Origin of the sequence: Enterococcus sp. AZ088 (genome assembly GCF_051714845.1) — a bacterium.
GTDB classification, from domain to species: domain Bacteria; phylum Bacillota; class Bacilli; order Lactobacillales; family Enterococcaceae; genus Enterococcus; species Enterococcus faecalis.
The window spans coordinates 2582118-2605589 of sequence record NZ_JBIOSQ010000001.1 but is presented as its reverse complement, the minus strand read 5'-3'; the positions used below and the strand labels follow the sequence as shown (position 1 = coordinate 2605589).

Genomic DNA, 23472 nt, shown 5'->3' with positions numbered 1-23472 from the left:
GCCTTAGAGATATCTCTAAGGCCTCTGTTTATTTATTTTTGTCATTTTTTTAGCTGGGAAATATGTATAAATTAAACAAAAATGTTTATTTAATGATGTTTACATGAGAAAAAATCCGTGCTATACTACGAACTCGTTTGTTGATTTTAATGTTAAAAACAACGTTTTTGTTATTTTTGTGAACAAATTAACATTTTATCTTACAAAAAACAGCAAAAAATTCGTTTAGTTAACAAAAAGAAAATTAAAAAATAAATTTTTTTTTTGAAATTAAGAAAATATCTTTAAAAAAATCAGAAGAAAACTTCGTATACTTGAGCCATAGGTTGGTTGTGGAAAGTTTACTTCGAGGGAGGAGTGATGAAGTTAATGAAAAAGAAAATCGCTGTTTTATTGGCAACTTGTTTACTTGTACAACCATTTTTATCTGTTTCAGCGTGGGCGATTGAAGGGGAGCAACAAACGGAACGTACGCAGACACAGCCAAAAACAGCAGAAACCAGTACAAGTGAAGCAACAAAAGAAAGCAGCGCACATTCTACAGAACAGTCATCAATGACGGAATCTAGTGCTATCACAGAAAAAGTAACCACCTCTTCCACAGAAACAAAACCAAGCGAAGAGCAGAAGCAAATCACCTTGACCTTTGAAACAACGGATCAAGCTTTGTTTCAAAATGATGCCAAAAGTTATCAAGTGGTAAAAGAAAAAAATCAGCCACTTCGGACAGAAGAATTACCAAAATGGGCGAATAGTGAGGAAAATGCGACTTTCGTTGGCTGGTCTTATCAAGGAAAAACATATACAAATGAAGAACTTCTTCAATTAGAGTTTTCAGAAGATACACAACTTACGGCTGTCTTTAAACAGAAACTGACACGCATGGCCAGAGCTGTTTCAGTTGATCAGTCCATTGCGGACACAATTGCTCCTGCAGATAAAACAAAAGTGATTGTTGTGCCAAGTCCTGCAGGAGATGGAGCAGCGTACAAAGAATATGCATCGACAGAGGCTGGCTTGAAAGAAGCCTTGTTTGATTTGTATCAACAGGGGAACAATGGCGATTTCACTCTTTATATAGGAAACAATATTACGACGAGTGCGGCGACCACCGCTAAAGTGATTCCTGACACCGTTACGGCAAGTAATATGACCTTTTACGCCTTGCAAGGCAAGGTCAATCATTTAGTGATTACTGGAAACAGCGCGGATCCGATTAGTATGGATCAAACGGCGCCAACGGGTTCTAAGACGTTAGGATTTAATCAAAATATCTATTTTGGCTCAAACATCACTTTGAGAAATCTAAACTATACAGGTACGAATATGTATTTAAATGGTTACAGTTTGAACTTGAATGGCGGTTCTAGTGGAAACGGTCTGACCGTATACGGTGGAACGGATACAGGAGATGTTTCAGGAAACCCAACTTTAACAGTAAATAGTACAGGTACAGGGACATGGAATTTCTATGGCGGAAACCAAAATGGTGGTAATTTAGCTGGAAATCCTACGATTGTTATTAACAATACACGGAGCGGACTAAATACATTAAGTGGGGGCGCCAATATTGGGACAGTGACTGGGAATACTTCATTGGTTGTCAATGATTCTGGTGGCAGAATTGCTTCAATTTATGGGGGCGGTTATGGAACCAACGCAACCAACACAGCGAATGTTACTGGTAACGTCTCAACAAAGGTTGCAATTACGAATGCTGCTACAGGTTTCCAACTAAGTACGTATTATGGCGGTGTTCAATACGGAAATATTGGTGGAAAAGTAACAAACGATATTTCTGGATATGGCCGTTGGTATACAGCGGGACAACGTTTTATTGGTGGCTCTTCCCGCGGCGATATAGGAACGAATCGTGTGACTGATGGAATTACTACAAATTTAAATACACAGTTGTATAGTGCGGGTCGTGCAGATTTTGAAGGAGGCAACCAATATTCTGGAACGATCATCGGAGATATTACGAATGTGGTTACAGCAGGAACGAATACCGCTGGTGGTATTAATGATTTTAACGGCGGTGCTGGTAACAATGTTTCGAAATTTAACAAGAGTCAAATTGGGGCCTCAAATGAAGCAACGTATGATGCTTATACACCACAGCAAAGAGCAGAATTAGCCAAATCGGCAGCAGCTTTTAAAGTTTTCGGAAATATTTCTTCTAAATTAGTCAGCGGTTCGTTTAATAATGGTGCAATTTACTCAACTGCAGCTGGCCGCGGCGGTTATATCGAAGGAAATACAACAATTGAAGTGGGAACAGCGAATGGTGATGGGTCTTTAGGTGGCGATGGTATGGCTTATTCAGGCGCAAAACCGACAAGCTTAGATTATTCAACGACCAATAAAAGTCGTGGTAATAATTCAGGTTGGGATATTGTTGGTGGCGGCGGCTATCCTGCTAGTAATGATACTTGGGATATCTATATAAAAGGAGATACTAAGACTGTTTTAAATAATACCATTGCTCGCTGGACATATGGTGGCTCTTTTTCAGGTGTCGTTGAAGGCAATACTTCTAACACATTGAATGGCGGGATTGCTGACACATTAGAAGGAACAGGCTATCAAGCAGCTCGAGTTTATGGAAACGGTCAAACAATCGTTAATAATGGTCAAGTCGATTGGTTTCTTTCAGGCGGTGGCTGGAATGATGCCAAAAATGTTGGGAATGTCGGTGTAACGGTTTATGAAGGAGTAATTAATGCTTCGATGGGCGCTTCTTATGGAGCAAGCGGTGGCCATACAATTACTGGTAATTCAGACAATCGCATCTACGGAGGAAATTTCTCAGGAACTCCTCGGACAGGCGCGAACGGTTTTTCAGGTGGGATTACCAATGCGGGCTCACTTCTTGGAAATGCCAAACTCTTAATTGATTTAAGAAATTACAACGGAGAGTTTAAGTTGCCTGGTAATACCTACATTACTGGTGGTCGGCCCTATGGTCAAAATACGACACTAGGAACGGATGAATCAAACACAATTACTTTAAATATTTTCACTAAAACAGGTGTGGAATCTTTAAATGGGGCCAGCATTTACGGTGATGGTGGAACCAATGCTGCGTATACCAAGAACGGCAAGATTACAATGAATATTCAAGCAGCGGGTTCTAGTATTGGAAATTTATATGCGACACAGTATTCCAATATCAGTGGCGGAAAAATCTTACGTGATGTTACCGCAAATGTTCAAGGTGCAGTTAGTATTAACGGTTTATCCGGTGGTTCATCAACAGATAATTTTACTAATGCAATTGTGAATGCTAGTTCAAATAAAGTGGCCTTTAACTTTGGGACTAACGTTGACGGCACCAATAACTATCAAACAGAACCACTAAATGCGACAGGCTTAGGCGTTGTCAACTTTACGGAATTAAATGTCACCAATGGCATTAAATTAATGGCTAATGGTGGGAACATCAAAAATGGCGTTTCTGCTACTGCCGCGAATCATAGTACGACTTACAATGAATTCGGATCAATTCATCTATCTAAAAACGCTGGAATTGGAATCACCAACACAGCCAATTTAATTTCAGCTAGCAAACTAACGGTTCAGGATCATGCAACATTAGAAACAATTCCTGGTACAGGTAAAGTAAACATTGCGGATTTTGAAGCTGTCGATCCAACAAAAGATGAACTTTTATGGATTAAACCAACGACAGATACAACTGCTTTGGTGGATAGCACAGGGACTTGGTTTGGAAATGTCAAAGCCTATCAGGTCTTGACGATTAATCCAACGGTCAATAATGCTACAAAACTTACGCCAACAACGTTTCATGGGATTGAAAAAGCGACTGGAAAAACATTTATTGGCGATAACGATGTGACCAAGGGCGCCAATGGCTATGGAATAGCAATTCCTGGCTCCATCATCGATTACGAAGTGGAAACGCCTGGGATTGTGGCAGGTGCAGGTACTATTTCTCATGATGTAAAAGAGGTCAAAGCTGGCAATGCGCCGTTAACCTTACAAGCGTGGGGCACCGAAGTAGCTGGACAAAAAGTTCAAAAAGGACGTTTGATGATTCCGACCTCAAGTGCTTTAACACCAACCCTAAGCTTCCTTCCTGACGAAGTAACAGGTTCTTGGTTGCACCAAGGAACGGTTAAATCTAGTGAAGTTGGGAGCGCGATAGAGCAAATTCCAGAGCAAAAAGATACCACCCCGCTTTCATGGAAAGCGACGAATATGAACTACAGTTATCAGGTGAAAGTTCAATTTTCAAATAAAGTGGAACTTTCGGGGCAATCGGTGATTGTCACAGAAGATGAGGCAGCGCAACTAACGACTGTCGATAAAGTAATAGAAATGCTTGGCGCAAAAGGTCGGCCGTTTTTCAAAACCTCATTAAAAGAGACGGATTTACCACAAATTCAAGCGCCGTTAGCAGAAAAAACTGTATCGCGGACACATGATATTCAATTAGAAGCAGGGACGTCAGGAGATAATTTGCAAAACAAAACGGTTCATTTAGTTGTTGTGAAAAATGAAAGTGTCCTTGCCAAAGATCGTTCGTTTGCCTTGTATGCGACAAGTGCGCATTTGAAGTTAAAAGAAGCAAATGGCTTAACGAATTCAGACGAGTTGGCAAAATGGACACAAGCAACGGTGATTTTCGCAGATGGTCGGGCCAATCAAACACCAAGTCTTGATGCCGCAACCTTCCAAGCCATTCAGCAAGCGAAACCAGAAGAATTAGCCAAAACGGTTCCAGCCAATTATCAATTTACAGAAGCTGGTGAAACGTTAAATAAAAAAGTCAATGTGTCTATTTCAGGTGAATTAACGTTAGAAAAAGTACCTAAAACAATTGATTTTGGCAAACAAAAAATTTCTGCCAAGCCAGAAGTTTACTGGCCAACTCTTTCAGATGATTTAGTCGTTCAAGACACACGCGGGACAGAAAGTACGCCTTGGAAACTGAATGTTCAGGTAACGAATCCCTTAACGAACGGCACAGATCAATTGGAAGATTTGTCATTGGTTACAGACAAAGGAGAATTTTTACTCAATAAAGGAGACACGGTTGTTACAGAAAATGAAGGCTCAGGTTCAGGTAGTTATACAATTAACCAAGGTTGGGGTGCGGCAAACCAACGGGGACTTAAACTATCTGTGCCAGTCGAGAAACAAAAAGTTGGCGAATTCAAAGGGACATTGTCATGGTCATTAGTCATGGCACCATAACAAGGAGGAGAGAAGTGAGATGAAAAAATACCTTTTGCTTAGTTGTTTTTTAGGTCTTTTCAGCTTCTGTCATTCAGACACTGCGTTTGGGGAAGCAGCTTATGAAAATAGTGGTGTTGTCTCCTTTTATGGAACGTATGAATATCCCACAGAAGAGTCGACAACAGCGACTAGTAATTCTTCCACAACGACCGAACCCACCAAGCCAGCTGACGGAGGCGCTTCATCCGTCCTTTCTTCTGGCGTATATGGGTCGCGACAAGGAAGATTACCAGCGACAGGTACCACCAATCAAGGACCATTTATTTATTTGGGAATCAGCCTTATCACTATAGGCATATTATTTATTAAAAGGAGAAGAGAAGATGAAAAAAACAGTATTAGCAGTAGTAGGGATTGTAGGATTTAGCGGTGTCCTAGCGACACAACAAGCATTTGCGGAAGACATTAACGTGAACTATACAAGTAATGGCGCCATTACATTTGAACCAGATACAGATCCAACGAAGCCAGTTAACCCAACCAATCCAGATGAAAAAGTTGAACCAGAAGATCCAACTGACCCAACTGGACCAAAACCAGGGACTGCAGGCCCCTTATCAATTGACTATGCTTCAAGCTTTCAATTTGGCGCCCAAAAAATCACTTCCGATACGAAAGATTATTACGCACAAATTCAAACATTTAAAGATGGAACAACAGGTCCCAACTATGTTCAGGTAACGGATAAACGTGGGACACAAGAAGGCTGGACGTTAAGCGCTGTACAAAATGCGCAATTCAAAACAGCCCAAAATGAAGAATTAGTGGGGGCCGCTTTGTCGATTGCCAATGCAGGTGTGACATCGATTGTTGATGCCGCATACGCGCCAACACCAACAGCAGCACATACCTTTGTTCCTGGAACAGAAGTAGAATTAGTCAAAGCAGAAGATGGTAAAGGAATGGGGACTTGGGTCTATCGTTTTGGGAAAGATGCGACAGAAGGTGCTACTGCCGTGAAATTAAATGTCCCAGGTAAAGCGATTAAATTAGCAAAAGAATATCGTACGACCTTAACATGGACATTGAAATCTGTACCAACGAATGTTGGAGGCTAAGTAAATGAAAAAAACAGTCGTCTACTCCTTGTTATTCGGAACAATGTTGCTTGGCGCCACTGTTCCTGCTGAAGCGGCGACGGTCGTTTTTGATAGCGAACAGTCGATTGTTTTTACCCCAAGCACAGATGGGACGGATCCAGTAAATCCAGAAAATCCCGATCCAGAAAAACCAGTTCGACCAGTCGATCCAACGAATCCTGATGGACCTAATCCAGGCACACCTGGGCCACTTTCCATCGATTATGCCTCAAGTTTGGATTTTGGAAGTAATGAGATATCGAATAAGGATCAAACGTATTTTGCCAGAGCGCAAACCTATAAAAATCCAGATGGTTCAGCAAGTGAATTGGCAACTGCTAATTATGTACAAGTAAGTGATTTACGGGGAACCAATGCTGGCTGGGTTTTAAAAGTGAAACAAAATGGTCAATTTCGTAATGCAGAAACATTACACAAAGAATTAACAGGCGCCACCGTCGCCTTTACTGAGCCCAGTGTGCGCTCAAATGCGACGGACGTATTGCCGCCAACTGCTACCGCAAACATTCAATTAGATGCTGCGGGCGCAGAAACTGTTGTCATGCAAGCCCCAGAAAAGACCGGCGCTGGAACGTGGATCACGCTGTGGGGGCAAGCAGAAAAAGTGACCGAAAAAAATCAACAAGGACAGCAAGTAAATGCCACAATCACACGGGCAATCTCACTAACTGTTCCCGGGAAAACCCCTAAGGATGCAGTACAATATAAAACAACTTTGACTTGGCTACTTTCAGATGTACCAGTAAATAATGGAGGGAAATAAATGAAAAAGACAAAAGTAATGACATTGATGGCAACCACAACTTTAGGCGCATTGGCACTTGTACCAATGAGTGCATTAGCAGTCGACGGTGGTGAATACCAAACAAACGGAGCGATTCAATTTGCACCAAATACGAACCCAACGAATCCAGTTGATCCGACGAATCCAGATCCGGATAAACCAATTACGCCAGTTGATCCAACTGATCCGACAGGGCCTAAGCCAGGGACAGCAGGCCCGTTATCCATTGACTATGCATCTAGTTTATCTTTTGGGGAACAAACGATTACCTCAAAAAATATGACCTACTATGCAGAAACACAAAAATACAAAGATAATGCTGGTGCCGACCAAGAAGGCCCGAACTTTGTTCAAGTCTCAGATAATCGTGGGACTGAAACAGGTTGGACGTTAAAAGTAAAACAAAATGGTCAATTCAAAACTGAAGCCAACCAAGAACTAACAGCGGCTAAAGTAACTTTAAGCAACGGACGCGTGGTTTCAGCTTCACAATCTGCAAAACCAACGACAGCGCCAGCTACGATTGAATTAAACCCAACTGGAGCTGAATCAGTGGTCATGGCTGCTGGCGATAAAGAAGGTGCGGGTACGTACTTAATGAGCTGGGGCGATAGTGTAGATGCCGCTAAAACAAGTATTTCATTAGAAGTACCTGGTTCAACCACAAAATATGCGAAAAAATACACGACAACTTTTACTTGGACTTTGACAGATACACCTGCTAACACAGGAAACTAAGAACGACAGCATACACGCAAGATCGGGATATAAGTCAAAAATTTTTGGCTTATCTTTCGGTCTTTTGGTGCTTATAATACAACAAAGAATGACAGACATAGGAGAATGAATATGAACAGATGGAAAGTATATGCAACGGTAATCGCTTGTATGTTATTTGGCTGGATTGGCGTGGAGGCGCACGCTTCTGAATTTAATTTTGCGGTCACACCAACAATTCCCGAAAATCAAGTGGATAAATCAAAAACCTACTTTGACTTAAAAATGGCGCCTGGTGCCAAACAAACCGTAGAAATACAGTTACGTAATGATACAGATGAAGACATTACCATTGAAAATACGGTAAACTCAGCGACAACGAATTTAAATGGCGTAGTAGAATATGGCCAAAACGGGATCAAACCTGACAAAACTTTACGCTTTAACTTAAAAGATTATGTGGAAGCACCGAAAGAAATCATCTTGCCGAAACATTCCCAAAAGACCTTACCTTTAACCATCACGATGCCTAAAGATTCTTTTGATGGCGTGATGGCTGGCGGCATAACACTCAAAGAGAAAAAGAAAGAAACCACGACTTCTGCGGATCAATCAAAAGGGTTAGCTATTAATAATGAATACTCCTATGTTGTGGCCATTATTCTTCAGCAAAATGAGACAAAGGTTCAACCAGATTTAAAATTACTGGGGGTTAAACCAGGCCAAGTCAACGCGCGAAACGTCATCAATGTTTCTTTACAAAACCCACAAGCGGCCTATTTAAACCAATTACATTTAATCAACACTGTTTCAAAAGGAGGCGAAACGCTTTACCAATCCGATACTGAGGATATGCAAGTGGCGCCAAACTCTAACTTTAGTTACCCAATTTCTTTAAAAGGGGAACGATTAACGCCAGGGAAATATGTCTTGAAATCAACGGCCTATGGTGTAAAAGATGAAAAGGGCACCTATCAAGTCAAAGGCGCCAATGGTGAAGAACGGTACCTGTACAAATGGGAATTTACAAAAGAATTTACTATTTCTGGGGACGTCGCTAAAGAATTAAATGAAAAAGACGTAACCATTAAAGGAACCAATTGGTGGTTGTATCTACTGATTGCATTCATCATTCTAGCGCTGCTCTTATTGATTTTCTTCTTGTATCGTAAAAAGAAAAAAGAGGAAGAACAACAATCTGAGTAATAAAAAGGGCTATCTATTGACAAAAAGGGTTTTCCTTGTAAAAGTAAAGGTACTTTTACAAGGAATTGCTTCCCATAAAGTAGAGGTAGAGAGAGTGAGAAGCCATGAGAAAAAAGTATCTTTTTTTATTTAGTTCTTTGCTAATTTTTACGGCTGTCGAAATAGAACCAATTCAAACATTGGCGACACCTATTTATAATCCCTTAGAACCAACGGAAGAAATTCAACCAAAACCAGAATCAATCACCCCTCAGGAAAAGTCAGAACCGGAACAACCTGCGCCAACCCCTCAGGAAGATCAAAAAACTACGGTTCCTTCTGAAGAAAAAAAGCCTTCATCCAAGAAAAAAGACAAACCTGTGGAGAAACCGGCAATGTCAAAAGAAAAAAAGAAACAAACAAAAGAAACAACGGCTCATCCCCTACAAGTGAATAAAGATTTTGTCTTTCCTAACGGACTTGGTGCAGGCGGCGATGAAGAATCTGAAAGCTATTTAGCAGCGGTTGGGTACTTTCTTTCAGGAAATGGATTGTATGGGAAAAAAATGGATGTGAGAGAAGTCTATGATATTGATGATGTTTTTAAATAAAGTGGATAAAAGAAAAATCGCCTTATTTCAGTTACTGGAAAATGCACCGATGTTAACAGAGTCAAAAGAAACCGTAATGCAGGAGTTAGAATTATCTGAATTTATCGTGAACAAAACGGTCGCTGAATTAAATGCTGATTTTATTGAATTTGGTTTATCAGAGGATTTTCAAATTGTGAGCGATGGTATTTTCTTAACGCTTAATGAATCAGGAACGGAAACTTCTGCTACTTTGATTGATTGCTATATTAAAGAGTCGTTACGTTTTGCTATGTTTCAAGATTTCTTTTTTCAGCGTTTTGATTCTGTAAATGAGTTTGCGTTAGAACACTTTGTTAGTCACACATTGGCTTATAAGGAGTTCAAGGAATTAAAGAAAATGCTGGAAAATTATCAAATTACAATTAATAAAGAATTTCACTTGGTGGGAAATGAAACCAATTTACGCGAAGTAACAACACTGGTTTTTTTACAATTATACCAACGTGATTTTTCATTGTACGGTAAAAAAGTTTTAGAGCAGATTCGGAACTTTGAGCTATTTTTTTCTGAGAAGGTTCATCTTAATCAGCGTGCGGGCTATGCACAAGCTAAATGTTTTCATTTTTTGGCGGTTTCTTTAGTACGAACGCAGCAACAGTTTTATGTAGAGAAAAAAGTAGATTCGCAAGTGTTAAAACAATTAGCCGGTGACAATCAGCAGAATGTTTTCAATTGGTTAGAGAGTCTTCAAATCCCAGAACCACAACGAACAAACGAAGGCAATTATTTACTCTTATTTTTAATTGCTGAAGAGTGGCTTCAAGTAGCTTCAGCAGCACTTTGCCAAAGATTTGCAGAAATTCAACAATTGAATCGTGACTTGTTAAGCTATTTAAAAATACAATTTCAGCTTTCCGAGGAAGTCCTGCAAGGTTTTGAACAAAAAGTAACAATCGTACATTTTAAATTGTTCCATTTTCCAATAGAAGCAAACTATAGTTATCGCAAAATGGATATAACCTACTTTGCAGAAACGTATACAGAGTATTTTTCTGCTAGTCGACAATTTATTCAAGAACAAAAAACGAATCCCGCTGTTTGGGATGCCAGACAGTTTTTATTTTATCGGTATCTGTTGTTAATGGTGGATGCGTTACCATTGAAAAAAGTTTTGGCTCCGATTACATTGTGTGTCGACTTTTCCTTTGGTGAAGCCTATAATCGTATGATACAAAAAAATATTGAAAAAATTACGGAATGGAATATCATTTTCAAAGCACATGTAGATGAAAGTGTACAATTAATTTTATCGGATATTCATTTTGTCGATTGGCCTGAGATTACTCAAATTATTTGGCTAGCGCCACCACGTCCTGTTGATTGGTCGCATTTTATTAAAACGCTGAGTGCACTAAGACCGCACTCGGGAGAAGAAAACAAGGTCGGGACAGCACCGCTTAGCTCCGAGAAATAAGAAGAAATTTCCGGAAATTGTTCTTTAATTTTTGGATAATTTCGGCTTATTTCCGAAGGAGCTGGTTCTGTTCCCGCCGTTTATCAGATTTTGAGCGTGGAGCAAAAATCCAAAGTGATTTTTGTACCGCGCTTTTTCTTTTAGAATATAAAAATTAAAAATAATAAAAAAGTTGAAACTTTTTATGCTTGTGATTCGTCTATATAAGTGTACAGGAAAGGAGGTTCCAGAAATCGATGGTTTTCGATGGTTGGAAAAGAAAAAAACAAATTCGTGCGTTAGAAACGCTTGTTGATACCAAATATGAAAAAATGTATCGCATTGCCTTTAACTATACACATTCGAAAGAAGATGCCTTGGATGTGATTCAAGAAAGCTTTGAAAAGGCACTGAAGGCCATCCAAAAAGGACCCGATATTAAGGATTTTGACGCGTGGTTCTTTCGAATTCTGCTTTCTGTAGCGACAGATTATTGGCGTAAAAAGAAACGAGAAGCTGTTCATATTGAAAAAGATGAACATGTGTTAGCTCTTTTAAATAATCCCCAACGCAGTTTTTTAGAAATTGAAGAAATTATTAATCAATTAGATAGTCCCAATCGTGAAATTATTCTATTAAAATTTTTTGAAGGATTTACGCTAAAAGAAATCGCTTTGATCCTGGATATTAACGAAAACACGATTAAAACGAAGATGTACCGCAGTTTGAATGAACTCCGAAGTCTATTGAATTAGTAAAAGAAAGGAAGCGAAAAAATAATGGAAGATTTTGTAAAAAGTGTTGTTAAAAACTTTTCAAAAGAATACCGCCAACAACCGTTGCCAACGGATCTACAAGCGGAAGTCAAAGCGCGTTTTCATAAAGAGAAAAAGCGGTACACCTGGCTTCGTTTTAGAAACCGCTCACTGCAAAGTAGTCTAGTAGTGGCTTGTGGCTTTGTCTTATCAGTCAATTTGTTTCCAGGTTTTAGTGAAGCAGCCCGCAACATTCCTGTGTTAGATAAAATTGTTCAATTAGTCACCATCAAAACGTTGACAGCGAAAAAACAGGAAAGTGAAGTAAACATCGATGTCCCTAAAATCCAAACATCCCAAGAATCTTCAGTAGCCGACACGCTCAACAAAAAATACTTGAAAGAAGCCCAAACAGAATTTCAACAAGTCAAAGGGCAATTGTTTGATGGTTCTCGTGTTTCAGTCACTGGAGATTATGAAAAAGTTGTGGACGACCGTCGCTTCCTAGTGGTCAAACGAACCTTCACAGAAATTAAAGGCAGCTCTGCGACGACAACGAAATATGACACCATCGACAAACGAGCCAATGTTGTCGTTTCACTCCCCTTAATTTTTAAAAATGATTTTTACATTGATGTCATTAGTAGTGAAATTAAACAACAAATAGCAGACCAAATGAAGAACGATAGCAATAAAATATACTGGTCCGAAAAAGAGGATGCCCCCAGTGATGTTCAACCCTTCAAAAAAATTAAAAAGGACCAACCTTTCTATATCAATGAAAAACACCAATTAGTGATTGTGTTTTCTCAAGGAGAGATTGCGCCTTACTATATGGGCACCCCTGAATTTGTGATTCCTAATCAAGTCATTGAGAATGAATTGGCAGCGCCTAATTATTTAAAATAAACTCAGCAAAAAACACGCGACATTTCTTAAAACTGTCGCGTGTTTTTTACTGACCTAACCAAGTCAGTTGCGGTTTTACTGAGAGAAGCGTACACTAGAATTAAGCATAACAAGAAAGGGCGAATGGCAATGGAAAAATCAGAAAAAATTAGTATTTTACAAGATGTGGTTAAAATTAAATCTGTAAATGGAAACGAAGAAGAAGTGGCAATCTATTTACAAAATCTTTTGAAAAAATATGAGATCCCTTCTGAACTTGTTTCTTATGCACCAAATCGTAGTAGTTTGGTTGCTTATTTAGGTGAAAACCGAGAAAAAGTCTTAGGGTTTAGTGGCCACATGGACGTGGTTTCTGAAGGGGACGAAAGTCAATGGACTTTCCCGCCATTTGCGGCCCATATTGAAGGAAATAAATTGTATGGCCGTGGCGCAACGGACATGAAAAGCGGCTTAGTCGCAATGGTTTTAGCAATGATTGAATTAAAAGAAAAGGAAGTTCCATTAAATGGAGCGGTTAAATTTTTAGGTACAGTTGGTGAAGAAGTCGGTGAGCTAGGTGCTGGCCAATTAACTGAAAAAGGCTATGCGGATGATTTAAGTGCCTTAGTCATTGGAGAACCAACCAATTATAACTTGATGTATGCGCACATGGGTTCAATTAACTATTCTGTTGTGTCACACGGAAAAGAAGCCCACAGTTCGATGCCAGAAGAAGGCATTAACGCGATTAATAATTTGAACGAATTTATTACAGAAGCAAACCAACAAATGGCGGAAGTCACAGCAAACTATGAAAATCCTGAATTGGGTCGAACGATTCACAATGTAACCGTCATTAAAGGTGGCACACAAGTGAACAGTATTCCAGGTCAAGCAGCCTTGCAAGGGAATATCCGTTCAATTCCAGAATTCAGCAACGACCAAGTCATTGCATTATTACAAAAAATTGTCGATGAATTGAACAAAAAAGAAAAACATCAGTTAGAATTAACGATTGATTACAATAAAATTCCTGTAAAAGCTGAGAAAGATTCTGCGTTAATTCAAGCCATTCAAGCCCAATTTGATCAACCATTACCATTAGTGACAAGCGCTGGGACCACAGACTTAGCTGAATTTACTAAATCAGACAATACATTTGATTGCGTTGTCTTTGGACCAGGTGTGACCACTACTGCACACCAAGTCGACGAATATGTCGAAATTGATAATTATTTAGATATGATTGATAAGTATCAAGCGATAGCAAAAAGTTATTTAAATTAAAAAAGTGTCGCGCCTGAATCATAAAAATCAGGTGCGACATTTTTTATAAGGTTTATTCCACCACAGTCCATTCATTTAAGGTTTTGCCGTTCTCATCAACTAGCTCTAACCAGCTGTTTGTTCCAGCAAAATAGAGAAACAAGCCGACTTCATTAACGCTTTTTAAGATGATATCTTCCGTTGTGACAAAGTCTTTAAATTGGCCCTTGCGTTCATCACGAAGTTTTTCACCAAATCTAGCGGAGAAACCGACAGACCCGTCTTTATTTAAAGGGGCTTCTGGCATCATTGTCGCGCCAGCTTTAATAAGCATTTCATTGCGCTTTTGCCAAAAAACAGTTGCTTTGCTTTGTCGAGTATCAATATAAAAAGGAATTTGGCTAACTTCTTTTGTCCATTTGTGGCGTGCTTTGGCTGGTCTGGCTTTCTTCGGCGCCGGTTTTTTAAACAGAGAGTAGCCAAAACGTTCCAAGATAAAGGTGACTGTTTCTTTATAGTTAGTCACTGTCGCTACCGCACTTTTCGGAATTTTGACTGTCGTTGGGGTTGCTTCCAATGTTAAACCACTTTCTTTCGCATCATCTAGGAAAGCTTGCGCTAAATAGGCAAGTTCTGTGTCCCAAGTCGGTTTCAATAAAATCGAGTGATCAAAAGAAACTTCTTTATATGTAGCTTTTTCTTCAGCAAGTCCTAAAGCAACTAGTTGGTTATCTCTTAGCAAGAAAAGAATCGCTGCCTCTTTTTTCGGTAATTTAGTTGTTTGTTCAATGATTAAGTGGGCCTGATCGGCTAAATCAATGAGTGTCTTTGTTTTTTTTAAATCAACGGTTAAATGTAAGTCCATGAAGTCTACTCCTTTATCGTTAGTTTCTTCATTGTATCATGAAACACCGTCTTCGTCTTTTAACGAGTCAGCAACCTTACAATATTGTTTGAAACAAAAAGAAGCTTTCATGGTATACTTACTCACATGCATAATTTTTAATGAGGAAAGTAGAGGAACAAGAATGAAAACACTTGGCAATATTTTATGGTTCATCTTTGGCGGCTTTTTTGGTGGCTTATCGTGGCTATTCGCAGGCGTGATTTGGTGCATTACAATCATTGGTATTCCGATTGGTTTACAATGTTTCAAATTAGCGGGATTGAGCTTTTGGCCGTTTAAAAAGCGAGTCGTGTATAGTGATAGCGGCGTATCTTTGGTGGTAAACATTATTTGGCTGATTATCAGTGGACTACCATTAGCAATTGGGCATTGTATTAGTGGCTTGTTGCTTTGTCTGACAATCATCGGTATTCCGTTTGGGCAACAATCCTTTAAATTGGCGAAATTAGCGTTAATGCCGTTTGGGGCCCGTGTTGTTTCAACAAATGATTTTTATTTTGAATAGTCAGAGGTTTCTCATTGACAAATAAAACGAAACAGCGTATTCTGTAAATGTAACAAATAACGTTACATTTAGTTTGGAGTGATTAGACATGGCCATGTCAACGAAATTAAGTGTTGCGATTCATATTTTAAGTTTGATTGAAACAGGTCCTCAAGAACAAGTGACTTCTGAATACATTGCTTCGAGCGTGAATACGAATCCAGTCGTTGTTCGACGACTAATGAGCCAGTTAAAAAAAGCCGGCTTGATTCATTCCATGCGTGGAGCCAATAAAAATACCTTATTAAAGAAACCAGAAGAGATCTCACTGTATGAAATTTATACAGCGGTTGAATTGGAACGAGAGATTTTCAATATCCATCAAAATCCTAATCCAAACTGTTCCGTTGGGGCAAATATCCAATCGGTACTAGAAACTGAATTTACTAAAGTGCAACAAAAAATGGAAGAAGAATTGAAAAGCATCACCTTAGCAGATGTGATTCATGAAATAGAAGTTAAGAGAGATAAGTAATCTCTCTACTTTTAAAGTGTCAAATGTAACTATTTTAGTTCTATTTAAAAATGAAAGGATGATTTACATGAAAGTAGCAGTATTAGGAGCAACAGGAAAAGAAGGACAATTACTTTTAGCAGAAGCTAAACGTCGCGGGATGGACGTGACAGCCATCGTTCGTAATTCCTCAAAAATAACAGATGGCACACCGACCATTGAAAAAGATGTTTATCAATTAACAACAGAAGATATTCAAGCGTTTGATGTATTAATTAGTGCCTTAGGATTCCCTAATGTGCAAGATTTCCCAAAATCTACCCAGCATTTGATTGAGATTTTAACCAATCAAAAAACGCGCTTGTTTGTCGTTGGGGGCGCTGGAACCTTGTATGTGGACCCAGAACACACAACTCAATTAAAAGATACACCATCATTCCCAGCAGAAATTCAGCCATTAGCTTCGGCGATGGGCGAAGCTTTAAACTTATTGAAAGAAGCTCAAAACATCCACTGGACCTATATTAGTCCTGCAGCCATGTTTGATGCTGATGGTCCTGCGACAGGCCATTATGAAATCGCTGGCGAAGAATTAACAACCAATAGTCAAGGTGACAGCTACATTAGTTACGCAGACTACGCCGTTGCCATGTTAGATGAAGTGGAAAGTAATGCACACCCAAATCAACGAATTAGTGTGTATCAATAAAAGAAACAAGAAAAATGGGGCCTCCGTTAAAACAACGGAGACCCCATTTTCTTGTTTGATTAATTATTGCTAATGTCTTTACTGTTTGGGTGCTCGGTATCCTGCTGCTTCTGCTTCTTCAACAGTAGAGAACCAAGCTACTGGATTCGTAGTTCTATTATAATATCTACTTCCAGGTACATGATAAATTCCATTACGTGACCCTTTAATTAAGGCGTTACCGCTTGGTGCTTCCGCAGCAGCCGTCTCGACTTCCGCCGGCGCCTGTGCGGCTTGTTGCGCCTCTGCTTCAGCTTGCGCTTTTGCTGCCGCTTCGGCTTGTTCTTTTTGCGCTTTTTCAGCGGCTAGTTTCTGAGCTTCTGCTTCTTTTCGTTGTTTTTCTTTGTGGGCATCTAATTGAGTTTTAACAACGGCTACCCGTTTTGTTAAAGCTTGATTTGGGGAGTTTAAAGCGTCAATTTGTTTGATCGCTTCATTATAGTAAGCTTCATTGGTTGGTTCTTGTTCAGCTTTTTCAACAGCGGCAGTTGCACTGGCGACTAATTGTTCATTTTTTTCTTTTTCAGCGATAGCGGTTTGAACAGTCGTTAATCGTTGTTGAAATCCTTCTTTGCCAACTGGGGCAGCAGCTACTAATTTTTCAGCTGCTTGATAATCGCTTTTACTTTTAGATTTTTCAGCAGTTGTAACTGCTTCATCAACAGGTACTGCTTTTTTGATTTTTTCAAGGCGATCATTGTATTCCTCGTATTCTTGACTTAATGAAGATACTAAGGTTGCGGCTTCATCATAGTTTTTCTGAGAAGGTTGTTTTTCAGCGTAAGCTAAGGCTTTTTCTGTTTTGGCCAATTCTTGTTCAGAATCTGTGATGCTCGCAATAAATTCTTTTGATGGTGTGACTTCGACTGATTTTTCAACTTTGGTATCTTTCTTCTCAGCCACAAAGGTGATTTTTTGCGTTTTTTCATCGGACAGTTTTACTTTGTAAGCAAACGTTTTGTCTTTTGTTTTTACTTCCTTGCCATTGGCCGTTAGTTTGCTGTTGCCATCGTATTCGCCTTTGATGGTGGCTGAGCCATTGGCATCGGTTTCAACACTCTCTGCATCAAGTGAAAGCGTTGGGGAAGAATCTGTCGTGGCAACCCCACCAATAAATAGAGCAGCACTTGCTAATGCGGCATAGCCATATTGTTTTTTCGGTTGTTTCTTAATTAATGCTTTGATAGTCAGTCCCCCGCTGACAAGTAACCCTAATAGACCCAAAAGTACTAATACTACACTCATTCATTTCTCTCCTTTCGATATAACGTTATTATACAATGTATTGTGAGAAAATGAACATTTTTTTCGTAATAATTAATAAATTTCCTGATAAAAAAATTATTTCCTGGAGCTCAAATTCTTTTGTAAAAATTTTGTTGTGCTAAAATGGAAAGTGAGTTTAACTACGTATGTTATTAGAGAAGGGGAAATCAATGAAAGCAGAAATCATTGCAGTCGGAACAGAGTTATTACTGGGACAAGTAGTGAATACCAACGCCACCTTTTTATCAGAAGAGTTAGCTGCGCTAGGCATCGATGTTTACTATCAGACCGTTGTTGGTGATAACGGCGGCCGCTTAGAAACGCTACTAACAGAAGCAGAACAAAGAAGTGATTTAATTGTCCTTTGTGGAGGGCTAGGACCTACAGAAGACGATTTAACCAAGCAAGTTGTTGCACAACATCTCCATAAATCATTAGTAGAAGATCAAGAAGGATTGAACCGCTTGCACCAGTTTTTCCAACAGTCTAAGCGGCCAATGACGGAAAATAATCTACGACAAGTGTTAGCCATTGAAGGTGGACAAGTTCTTCAAAACCCGACAGGATTAGCGGTTGGTTCTTTCGTAACAGAAGGGGCAACAAGCTATTTGCTCTTACCAGGGCCGCCCAATGAATTAATTCCGATGTTCCAACAAGCGGCACGACCTTTATTGATTGATGCGTTTCCACAAGAAGAACAATTGATTTCAAGAGTCTTGCGTTTTTATGGGATTGGTGAATCACAGCTGGTGACCGAGATTCAATCGTTGATTGCGCACCAAACGAATCCAACCATTGCGCCTTATGCTAAGCCTAATGAAGTGACACTTCGTTTAACAGTTAAAACAAAAGACTTAGTAGCTGGCGAAGAATTATTAACAGCGACGGAAGAAAAGGTTTTAGCTAAAGTGGGAGACTATTTTTATGGGTATGGGGATGACAATAGTTTAGCCAAGGTAACAGTGGATTTGTTATTACAAAACGGACAAACCGTCACGGCTGCTGAGAGCCTCACCGCTGGCCTATTCCAAAGTACACTGGGGGAAATTGCGGGTGCTTCGAAGATTTTTAAGGGAGGCTTCGTGACGTATTCGCAAGAAACAAAAGAGAACTTTTTAGGAATTTCTCATGAACTTTTAGAAGAACATGGCACGGTAAGTGAAGCGTGTGCCAAAGAAATGGCAGAGAAAGCGCGTCAGTTAGCTAAATCTAACTATGGTTTATCATTTACTGGGGTCGCTGGTGACCCAATCGAAGGTCAACCGACAGGCACTGTTTGGATTGGGCTGGCGGAAGAAGGCCAACCAACCGTTGCAGAATGTTTCCATTTTAACCGTGACCGAAATTATATTAGACAGAGTGCGGTTATGCGAGGGTTAGATCTTTTGCGGCGCCGAATCATTAATAAAAAATAAATATGCGAATGTTTGTTCGGTTTTTTCTTGCTTTTTTGGTACAAAAGAGATATGATAGACCTACTAACAGGAAATGAAAAATAAGTTTATATAAATTAAAGGAGGATTATCCATTGGCAGATGATCGTAAAGTGGCTTTAGATGCCGCACTGAAAAAAATTGAAAAGAACTTTGGGAAAGGTTCTATTATGAAATTAGGCGAAAAAGCTGATCAAAAAATTTCAACTATCCCTAGTGGTTCTTTAGCGTTAGATGTTGCATTGGGCGTAGGTGGGTATCCACGTGGCCGAATTATTGAAGTATATGGTCCTGAGAGTTCAGGTAAAACAACTGTTTCTTTACATGCAATTGCAGAAGTGCAACGAAATGGTGGAACAGCCGCTTTTATCGATGCTGAGCATGCATTGGATCCTCAATATGCGGAGAAACTAGGCGTTAACATTGATGAATTACTTTTATCTCAACCAGATACGGGTGAGCAAGGCTTAGAGATTGCCGATGCCTTAGTTTCAAGTGGTGCGATTGACATCGTTGTCATCGACTCGGTTGCTGCGTTAGTTCCTCGTGCAGAGATTGATGGTGAGATGGGAGCGAGCCATGTCGGCTTACAAGCTCGACTAATGTCTCAAGCACTACGTAAATTATCAGGCTCAATTAATAAGACAAAAACAATTGCTATTTTCATTAACCAAATTCGTGAAAAAGTTGGCGTGATGTTCGGAAATCCTGAAACAACTCCTGGTGGACGTGCATTGAAATTCTACGCAACGGTTCGTCTAGAAGTCCGTCGTGCAGAACAGTTAAAACAAGGAACAGACATCGTCGGTAACCGCACAAAAATTAAAGTCGTTAAAAACAAAGTGGCGCCACCATTTAAAGTGGCAGAAGTTGATATCATGTATGGCCAAGGGATTTCCCAAGAAGGCGAATTACTAGATATGGCTGTGGAAAAAGACCTTATTAGTAAAAGTGGTGCTTGGTATGGCTACAAAGAAGAACGAATTGGCCAAGGCCGTGAAAATGCCAAACAATACATGGCGGATCATCCTGAAATGATGGCAGAAGTGTCTAAATTGGTCCGTGATGCATATGGCATCGGTGACGGTTCAACCATTACAGAAGAAGCAGAAGGTCAAGAAGAACTACCTTTAGATGAATAAATAACGAGTGAATACGACTCGTTAAGAAGAAGGACAACACTTACTGAACAGGACAGGTGTTGTCTTTTTTTGTTTAGAACTAAATTGTTAAATAGACTGTTGTCCATGTCCGAACCCATCCACATCAAGCAGCTTAGTCAAACGGCAGACTATGCGGCGTTTGTTCTAAAATTTAAACAATTCGTGACGGCGGAAACCTAAAAATGTGACGTTGTCTAATATTTGCTGCCCTTTCCAAAAGAAAGGGCTTTTTTAAGTTGACACCTTTCGCGACAAACATTAGAATAAAATTGTGTGTATGCACAAATATGCAAGTAGGCATATTGATAATTGATTTTAGTTTATCAAAAAACTACAAGATATGAATTAACAAAAAGATAGTATGGAGGTGGAAATATGGTTTTAAATATTCTCCTCGCTATCGTCGGTTTGATTGTCGGTCTTGGTTTAGGATTTGTTATTGCAAAGTCACGTCATGATAAAGCAATAAATGGTGCAAAAATTTCAGCGTCGAGTATTCTCGAGAACGCTCGGAAAGAATCAGAAACACTGAAAAAAGAAGCATTGCTAGAAGCTAAGGAAGAGAACCAGAAGTATCGTTCAGAAATTGAAAGTGAGTTGAAAGAAAGCAGATTAGAACTTAAATCTCAAGAAAATCGTTTAATTCAACGGGAACAAACGTTGGATCGTAAAGATGACTCTCTTGAAAAACGTGAAGGCTCACTGGAAGAAAAAGAAGAGAAACTTGGTGCTAGACAGCAATTAATTGATGAGCGAGAAAAAGAAGTAGAAAACTTAATTAATCAGCAACATCAAGAATTAGAACGAATTGCTTCCCTTTCAAAAGAAGAAGCAAAATCGATTATTATGAAGTCAACAGAAGAAGAGTTGAATCATGAACTAACCTTGATGGTCAAGGAGTCAGAACAACGTGCCAAAGAAGAATCTGATCGCAAAGCGAAGAACTTGCTTTCCCTAGCAATTCAACGTTGCGCCGCCGATTCTGTTTCTGAAACAACTGTTTCCGTGGTCACTTTACCAAATGATGAGATGAAAGGTCGCATTATTGGTCGTGAAGGACGTAATATTCGTACATTGGAAACATTAACAGGGATTGACTTAATCATTGATGATACGCCAGAAGCGGTTGTGTTATCCGGATTTGATCCAATCAGACGAGAAATCGCTCGAATGACCTTGGAAAAATTAATCCAAGATGGTCGGATTCATCCCGCTCGTATCGAAGAAATGGTAGAAAAATCACGTAAAGAAATGGATGAACGGATTCGTGAATACGGAGAACAAGCAGCCTTTGAAGTAGGTGCTCATACGTTACATCCTGATTTAATTAAAATTTTAGGCCGTTTACGTTTCAGAACAAGTTATGGTCAAAATGTCTTGAACCACTCAATCGAAGTAGCAAAACTGGCTGGCGTTTTAGCCGCCGAATTAGGCGAAGATGTTCAATTAGCCAAACGTGCAGGTTTACTACATGATATTGGGAAAGCATTGGATCATGAAATTGAAGGTTCTCACGTTGAGATTGGCGCAGAATTAGCTGCGAAATATAAAGAAAATTCAGTAGTTATTAATGCCATTGCCTCGCATCATGGTGATGTGGAAGCAACCTCAGTTATTTCTGTTTTAGTGGCAGCCGCAGATGCGTTATCTGCAGCCCGTCCAGGTGCACGTAGTGAATCGTTAGAAAACTACATTCGCCGCTTAGAAAACTTAGAAAATATTTCTAATAGTTTTGAAGGCGTTGATTCAAGTTTTGCTGTTCAAGCAGGACGTGAAGTTCGTGTCATGGTGAAACCAGAAGAAATTTCTGATTTAGAATCTGTTCGTTTAGTTCGAGACATTCGGAAGAAAATTGAAGATGACTTGGATTATCCAGGACATATCAAAGTAACGGTTATCCGTGAAACACGTGCCGTTGACTATGCGAAATAAAATAAAAAGCGAATAAGTATCGCGTGTAGTGTCTCAACGAACAATTGCAAGGATTGTTCGTTGAGATACTTTTTTTAATCTTTTAAAACCAAAACTTTCTTTTCAAAGCGAAAACAACTATAATAAACAAGAGATGTTAAAAAGAGAAGAGGAACCTTTTTGCGTATATTATTTATAGGAGATGTTGTCGGTTCTTTAGGAAGAGAAGCCTTAGCAACGTATGTCCCTAAATTAAAGAAGAAATATCGTCCACAAGTGACCATTGCCAATGGTGAAAATGCGGCATCCGGTCGGGGAATTACTGGCAAGATTTATAAGAAATTTTTGCAAGATGGTGTCGATGTTGTTACGATGGGTAACCATACGTGGGACAACAAGGATATCTTTGAATTCATTGATGATGCGAAGAAAATGGTTCGTCCAGCGAACTTTCCAGAAGATGTGCCTGGTCAAGGAATGGTTTTTGTGAAAGTCAATCAATTGGAACTAGCGGTGATTAATTTACAGGCCCGCACATTTATGGTGCCATTGGAAGATCCTTTCAAGAAAGCCGCCGAGCTAGTGGCTATCGCTCGCAAACGGACACCGCTCATTTTTGTGGATTTTCATGGCGAAACGACGAGTGAAAAACAAGCCATGAGCTGGTTTTTAGATGGCCAAGTTTCAGCCGTTGTTGGAACACATACGCATGTTCAAACAAATGACGCTCGGATTTTACCGAAAGGGACAGCCTTCTTAAGTGATGTCGGTATGACCGGACCTTATGATGGGATTCTAGGAATGAAGCGTGAACCGATTATTGAGAAGTTTATGACAGCATTGCCGAAGCGCTTTGAGGTAGTCGAAACAGGGCGGACGATTTTATCTGCCTGTATTTTAGAGATTGATGACCAAACGGGCCAAGCGAAGATGATTGAGCCGATTCAGATTAGCGAAGATCGCCCGTTTCAAGAATAATAGAAGAAAAGTTAATCTCGGATCATTAAGAGGTTAACTTTTTCTGCTCTTATAGAAAAAGTGCC

Annotated in this window: 20 protein-coding genes; 18 read left to right on the top strand and 2 right to left on the bottom strand. The window is 39.6% G+C overall.

Going from position 1 to position 23472, the window contains the following annotated elements:
* Positions 1–360 precede the first annotated feature (360 nt).
* From IGL17_RS12520 to IGL17_RS12470, 11 genes are all read left to right on the top strand, one after another.
* On the top strand, positions 361–5220 hold the full coding sequence (locus tag IGL17_RS12520) for a hypothetical protein (RefSeq protein ID WP_179117011.1): 4860 nt from the start codon (positions 361–363) through the stop codon (positions 5218–5220).
* Between the two features lie 19 nt (positions 5221–5239).
* Positions 5240–5629, top strand: coding sequence for an LPXTG cell wall anchor domain-containing protein (locus IGL17_RS12515; protein ID WP_002365408.1), 390 nt, complete (start codon positions 5240–5242; stop codon positions 5627–5629).
* Positions 5586–6320, top strand: coding sequence for a WxL domain-containing protein (locus IGL17_RS12510; RefSeq protein WP_002354838.1), 735 nt, complete (start codon positions 5586–5588; stop codon positions 6318–6320). Before IGL17_RS12515 ends, IGL17_RS12510 begins: the two co-directional genes overlap by 44 nt.
* Before the next feature lie 4 nt (positions 6321–6324).
* Positions 6325–7125 carry a WxL domain-containing protein gene (locus IGL17_RS12505; RefSeq protein WP_002385162.1) on the top strand — a complete coding sequence of 267 codons (801 nt, stop codon included), beginning with the start codon at positions 6325–6327 and terminating at the stop codon, positions 7123–7125.
* Entirely contained in the window at positions 7126–7884 is a 759-nt protein-coding gene (locus IGL17_RS12500; RefSeq protein ID WP_002383195.1) for a WxL domain-containing protein, read from the top strand. It begins immediately after the preceding gene.
* A 105-nt stretch (positions 7885–7989) separates the two neighbouring features.
* A complete protein-coding gene (locus IGL17_RS12495) occupies positions 7990–9069 on the top strand; it encodes a DUF916 and DUF3324 domain-containing protein (protein ID WP_002360976.1) in 1080 nt (359 codons plus the stop codon).
* Positions 9070–9173: 104 nt separating this feature from the next.
* Complete coding sequence (locus IGL17_RS12490; RefSeq protein WP_016618618.1) at positions 9174–9659, top strand: hypothetical protein; 486 nt, start codon at positions 9174–9176, stop codon at positions 9657–9659.
* Positions 9634–11115 (top strand): helix-turn-helix domain-containing protein, encoded by a 1482-nt coding sequence (locus IGL17_RS12485; RefSeq protein ID WP_002378832.1) that lies wholly within the window; start codon positions 9634–9636, stop codon positions 11113–11115. Before IGL17_RS12490 ends, IGL17_RS12485 begins: the two co-directional genes overlap by 26 nt.
* A 236-nt stretch (positions 11116–11351) precedes the next feature.
* Positions 11352–11849 carry an RNA polymerase sigma factor gene (locus tag IGL17_RS12480; RefSeq protein WP_002360979.1) on the top strand — a complete coding sequence of 166 codons (498 nt, stop codon included), beginning with the start codon at positions 11352–11354 and terminating at the stop codon, positions 11847–11849.
* 24 nt (positions 11850–11873) lie between these two features.
* Positions 11874–12758 carry an RsiV family protein gene (locus tag IGL17_RS12475; RefSeq protein WP_010776191.1) on the top strand — a complete coding sequence of 295 codons (885 nt, stop codon included), beginning with the start codon at positions 11874–11876 and terminating at the stop codon, positions 12756–12758.
* Positions 12759–12887: 129 nt separating this feature from the next.
* On the top strand, positions 12888–14024 hold the full coding sequence (locus tag IGL17_RS12470; RefSeq protein ID WP_002367472.1) for an ArgE/DapE family deacylase: 1137 nt from the start codon (positions 12888–12890) through the stop codon (positions 14022–14024).
* A 52-nt stretch (positions 14025–14076) separates the two neighbouring features.
* On the opposite strand, the gene IGL17_RS12465 is transcribed toward IGL17_RS12470, so the two are convergent.
* Positions 14077–14868 (bottom strand): hypothetical protein, encoded by a 792-nt coding sequence (locus IGL17_RS12465; protein WP_010713701.1) that lies wholly within the window; start codon positions 14866–14868, stop codon positions 14077–14079.
* A 163-nt stretch (positions 14869–15031) separates the two neighbouring features.
* Here IGL17_RS12465 and IGL17_RS12460 point away from each other — a divergent pair, with 163 nt between their 5' ends.
* The 3 genes from IGL17_RS12460 (at position 15032) to IGL17_RS12450 (ending at position 16617) form a co-directional block, all read left to right on the top strand.
* Entirely contained in the window at positions 15032–15415 is a 384-nt protein-coding gene (locus IGL17_RS12460) for a YccF domain-containing protein (RefSeq protein ID WP_002358999.1), read from the top strand.
* Positions 15416–15503: 88 nt separating this feature from the next.
* Positions 15504–15929, top strand: a complete 426-nt coding sequence (locus IGL17_RS12455) for an Rrf2 family transcriptional regulator (protein WP_002383201.1) — start codon at positions 15504–15506, stop codon at positions 15927–15929.
* A gap of 58 nt (positions 15930–15987) precedes the next feature.
* Positions 15988–16617, top strand: coding sequence for an NAD(P)-dependent oxidoreductase (locus IGL17_RS12450; RefSeq protein WP_016618615.1), 630 nt, complete (start codon positions 15988–15990; stop codon positions 16615–16617).
* A gap of 78 nt (positions 16618–16695) precedes the next feature.
* Here IGL17_RS12450 and IGL17_RS12445 read toward each other — a convergent pair whose 3' ends face one another.
* Complete coding sequence (locus IGL17_RS12445; RefSeq protein WP_016618614.1) at positions 16696–17901, bottom strand: sunset domain-containing protein; 1206 nt, start codon at positions 17899–17901, stop codon at positions 16696–16698.
* 191 nt (positions 17902–18092) lie between these two features.
* On the opposite strand from IGL17_RS12445, the gene IGL17_RS12440 reads away from it, so the two are divergent.
* The 4 genes from IGL17_RS12440 to IGL17_RS12425 all read left to right on the top strand — a co-directional run bounded on the left by IGL17_RS12440 (position 18093) and on the right by IGL17_RS12425 (position 23407).
* On the top strand, positions 18093–19337 hold the full coding sequence (locus IGL17_RS12440) for a competence/damage-inducible protein A (RefSeq protein WP_002375502.1): 1245 nt from the start codon (positions 18093–18095) through the stop codon (positions 19335–19337).
* A 113-nt stretch (positions 19338–19450) separates the two neighbouring features.
* Positions 19451–20497, top strand: coding sequence for a recombinase RecA (recA, locus tag IGL17_RS12435; protein ID WP_002354860.1), 1047 nt, complete (start codon positions 19451–19453; stop codon positions 20495–20497).
* A gap of 396 nt (positions 20498–20893) precedes the next feature.
* On the top strand, positions 20894–22450 hold the full coding sequence (gene rny, locus IGL17_RS12430) for a ribonuclease Y (protein ID WP_002354863.1): 1557 nt from the start codon (positions 20894–20896) through the stop codon (positions 22448–22450).
* A gap of 159 nt (positions 22451–22609) precedes the next feature.
* Complete coding sequence (locus tag IGL17_RS12425; RefSeq protein ID WP_002354864.1) at positions 22610–23407, top strand: TIGR00282 family metallophosphoesterase; 798 nt, start codon at positions 22610–22612, stop codon at positions 23405–23407.
* The last annotated feature ends 65 nt before the right edge of the window (positions 23408–23472 follow it).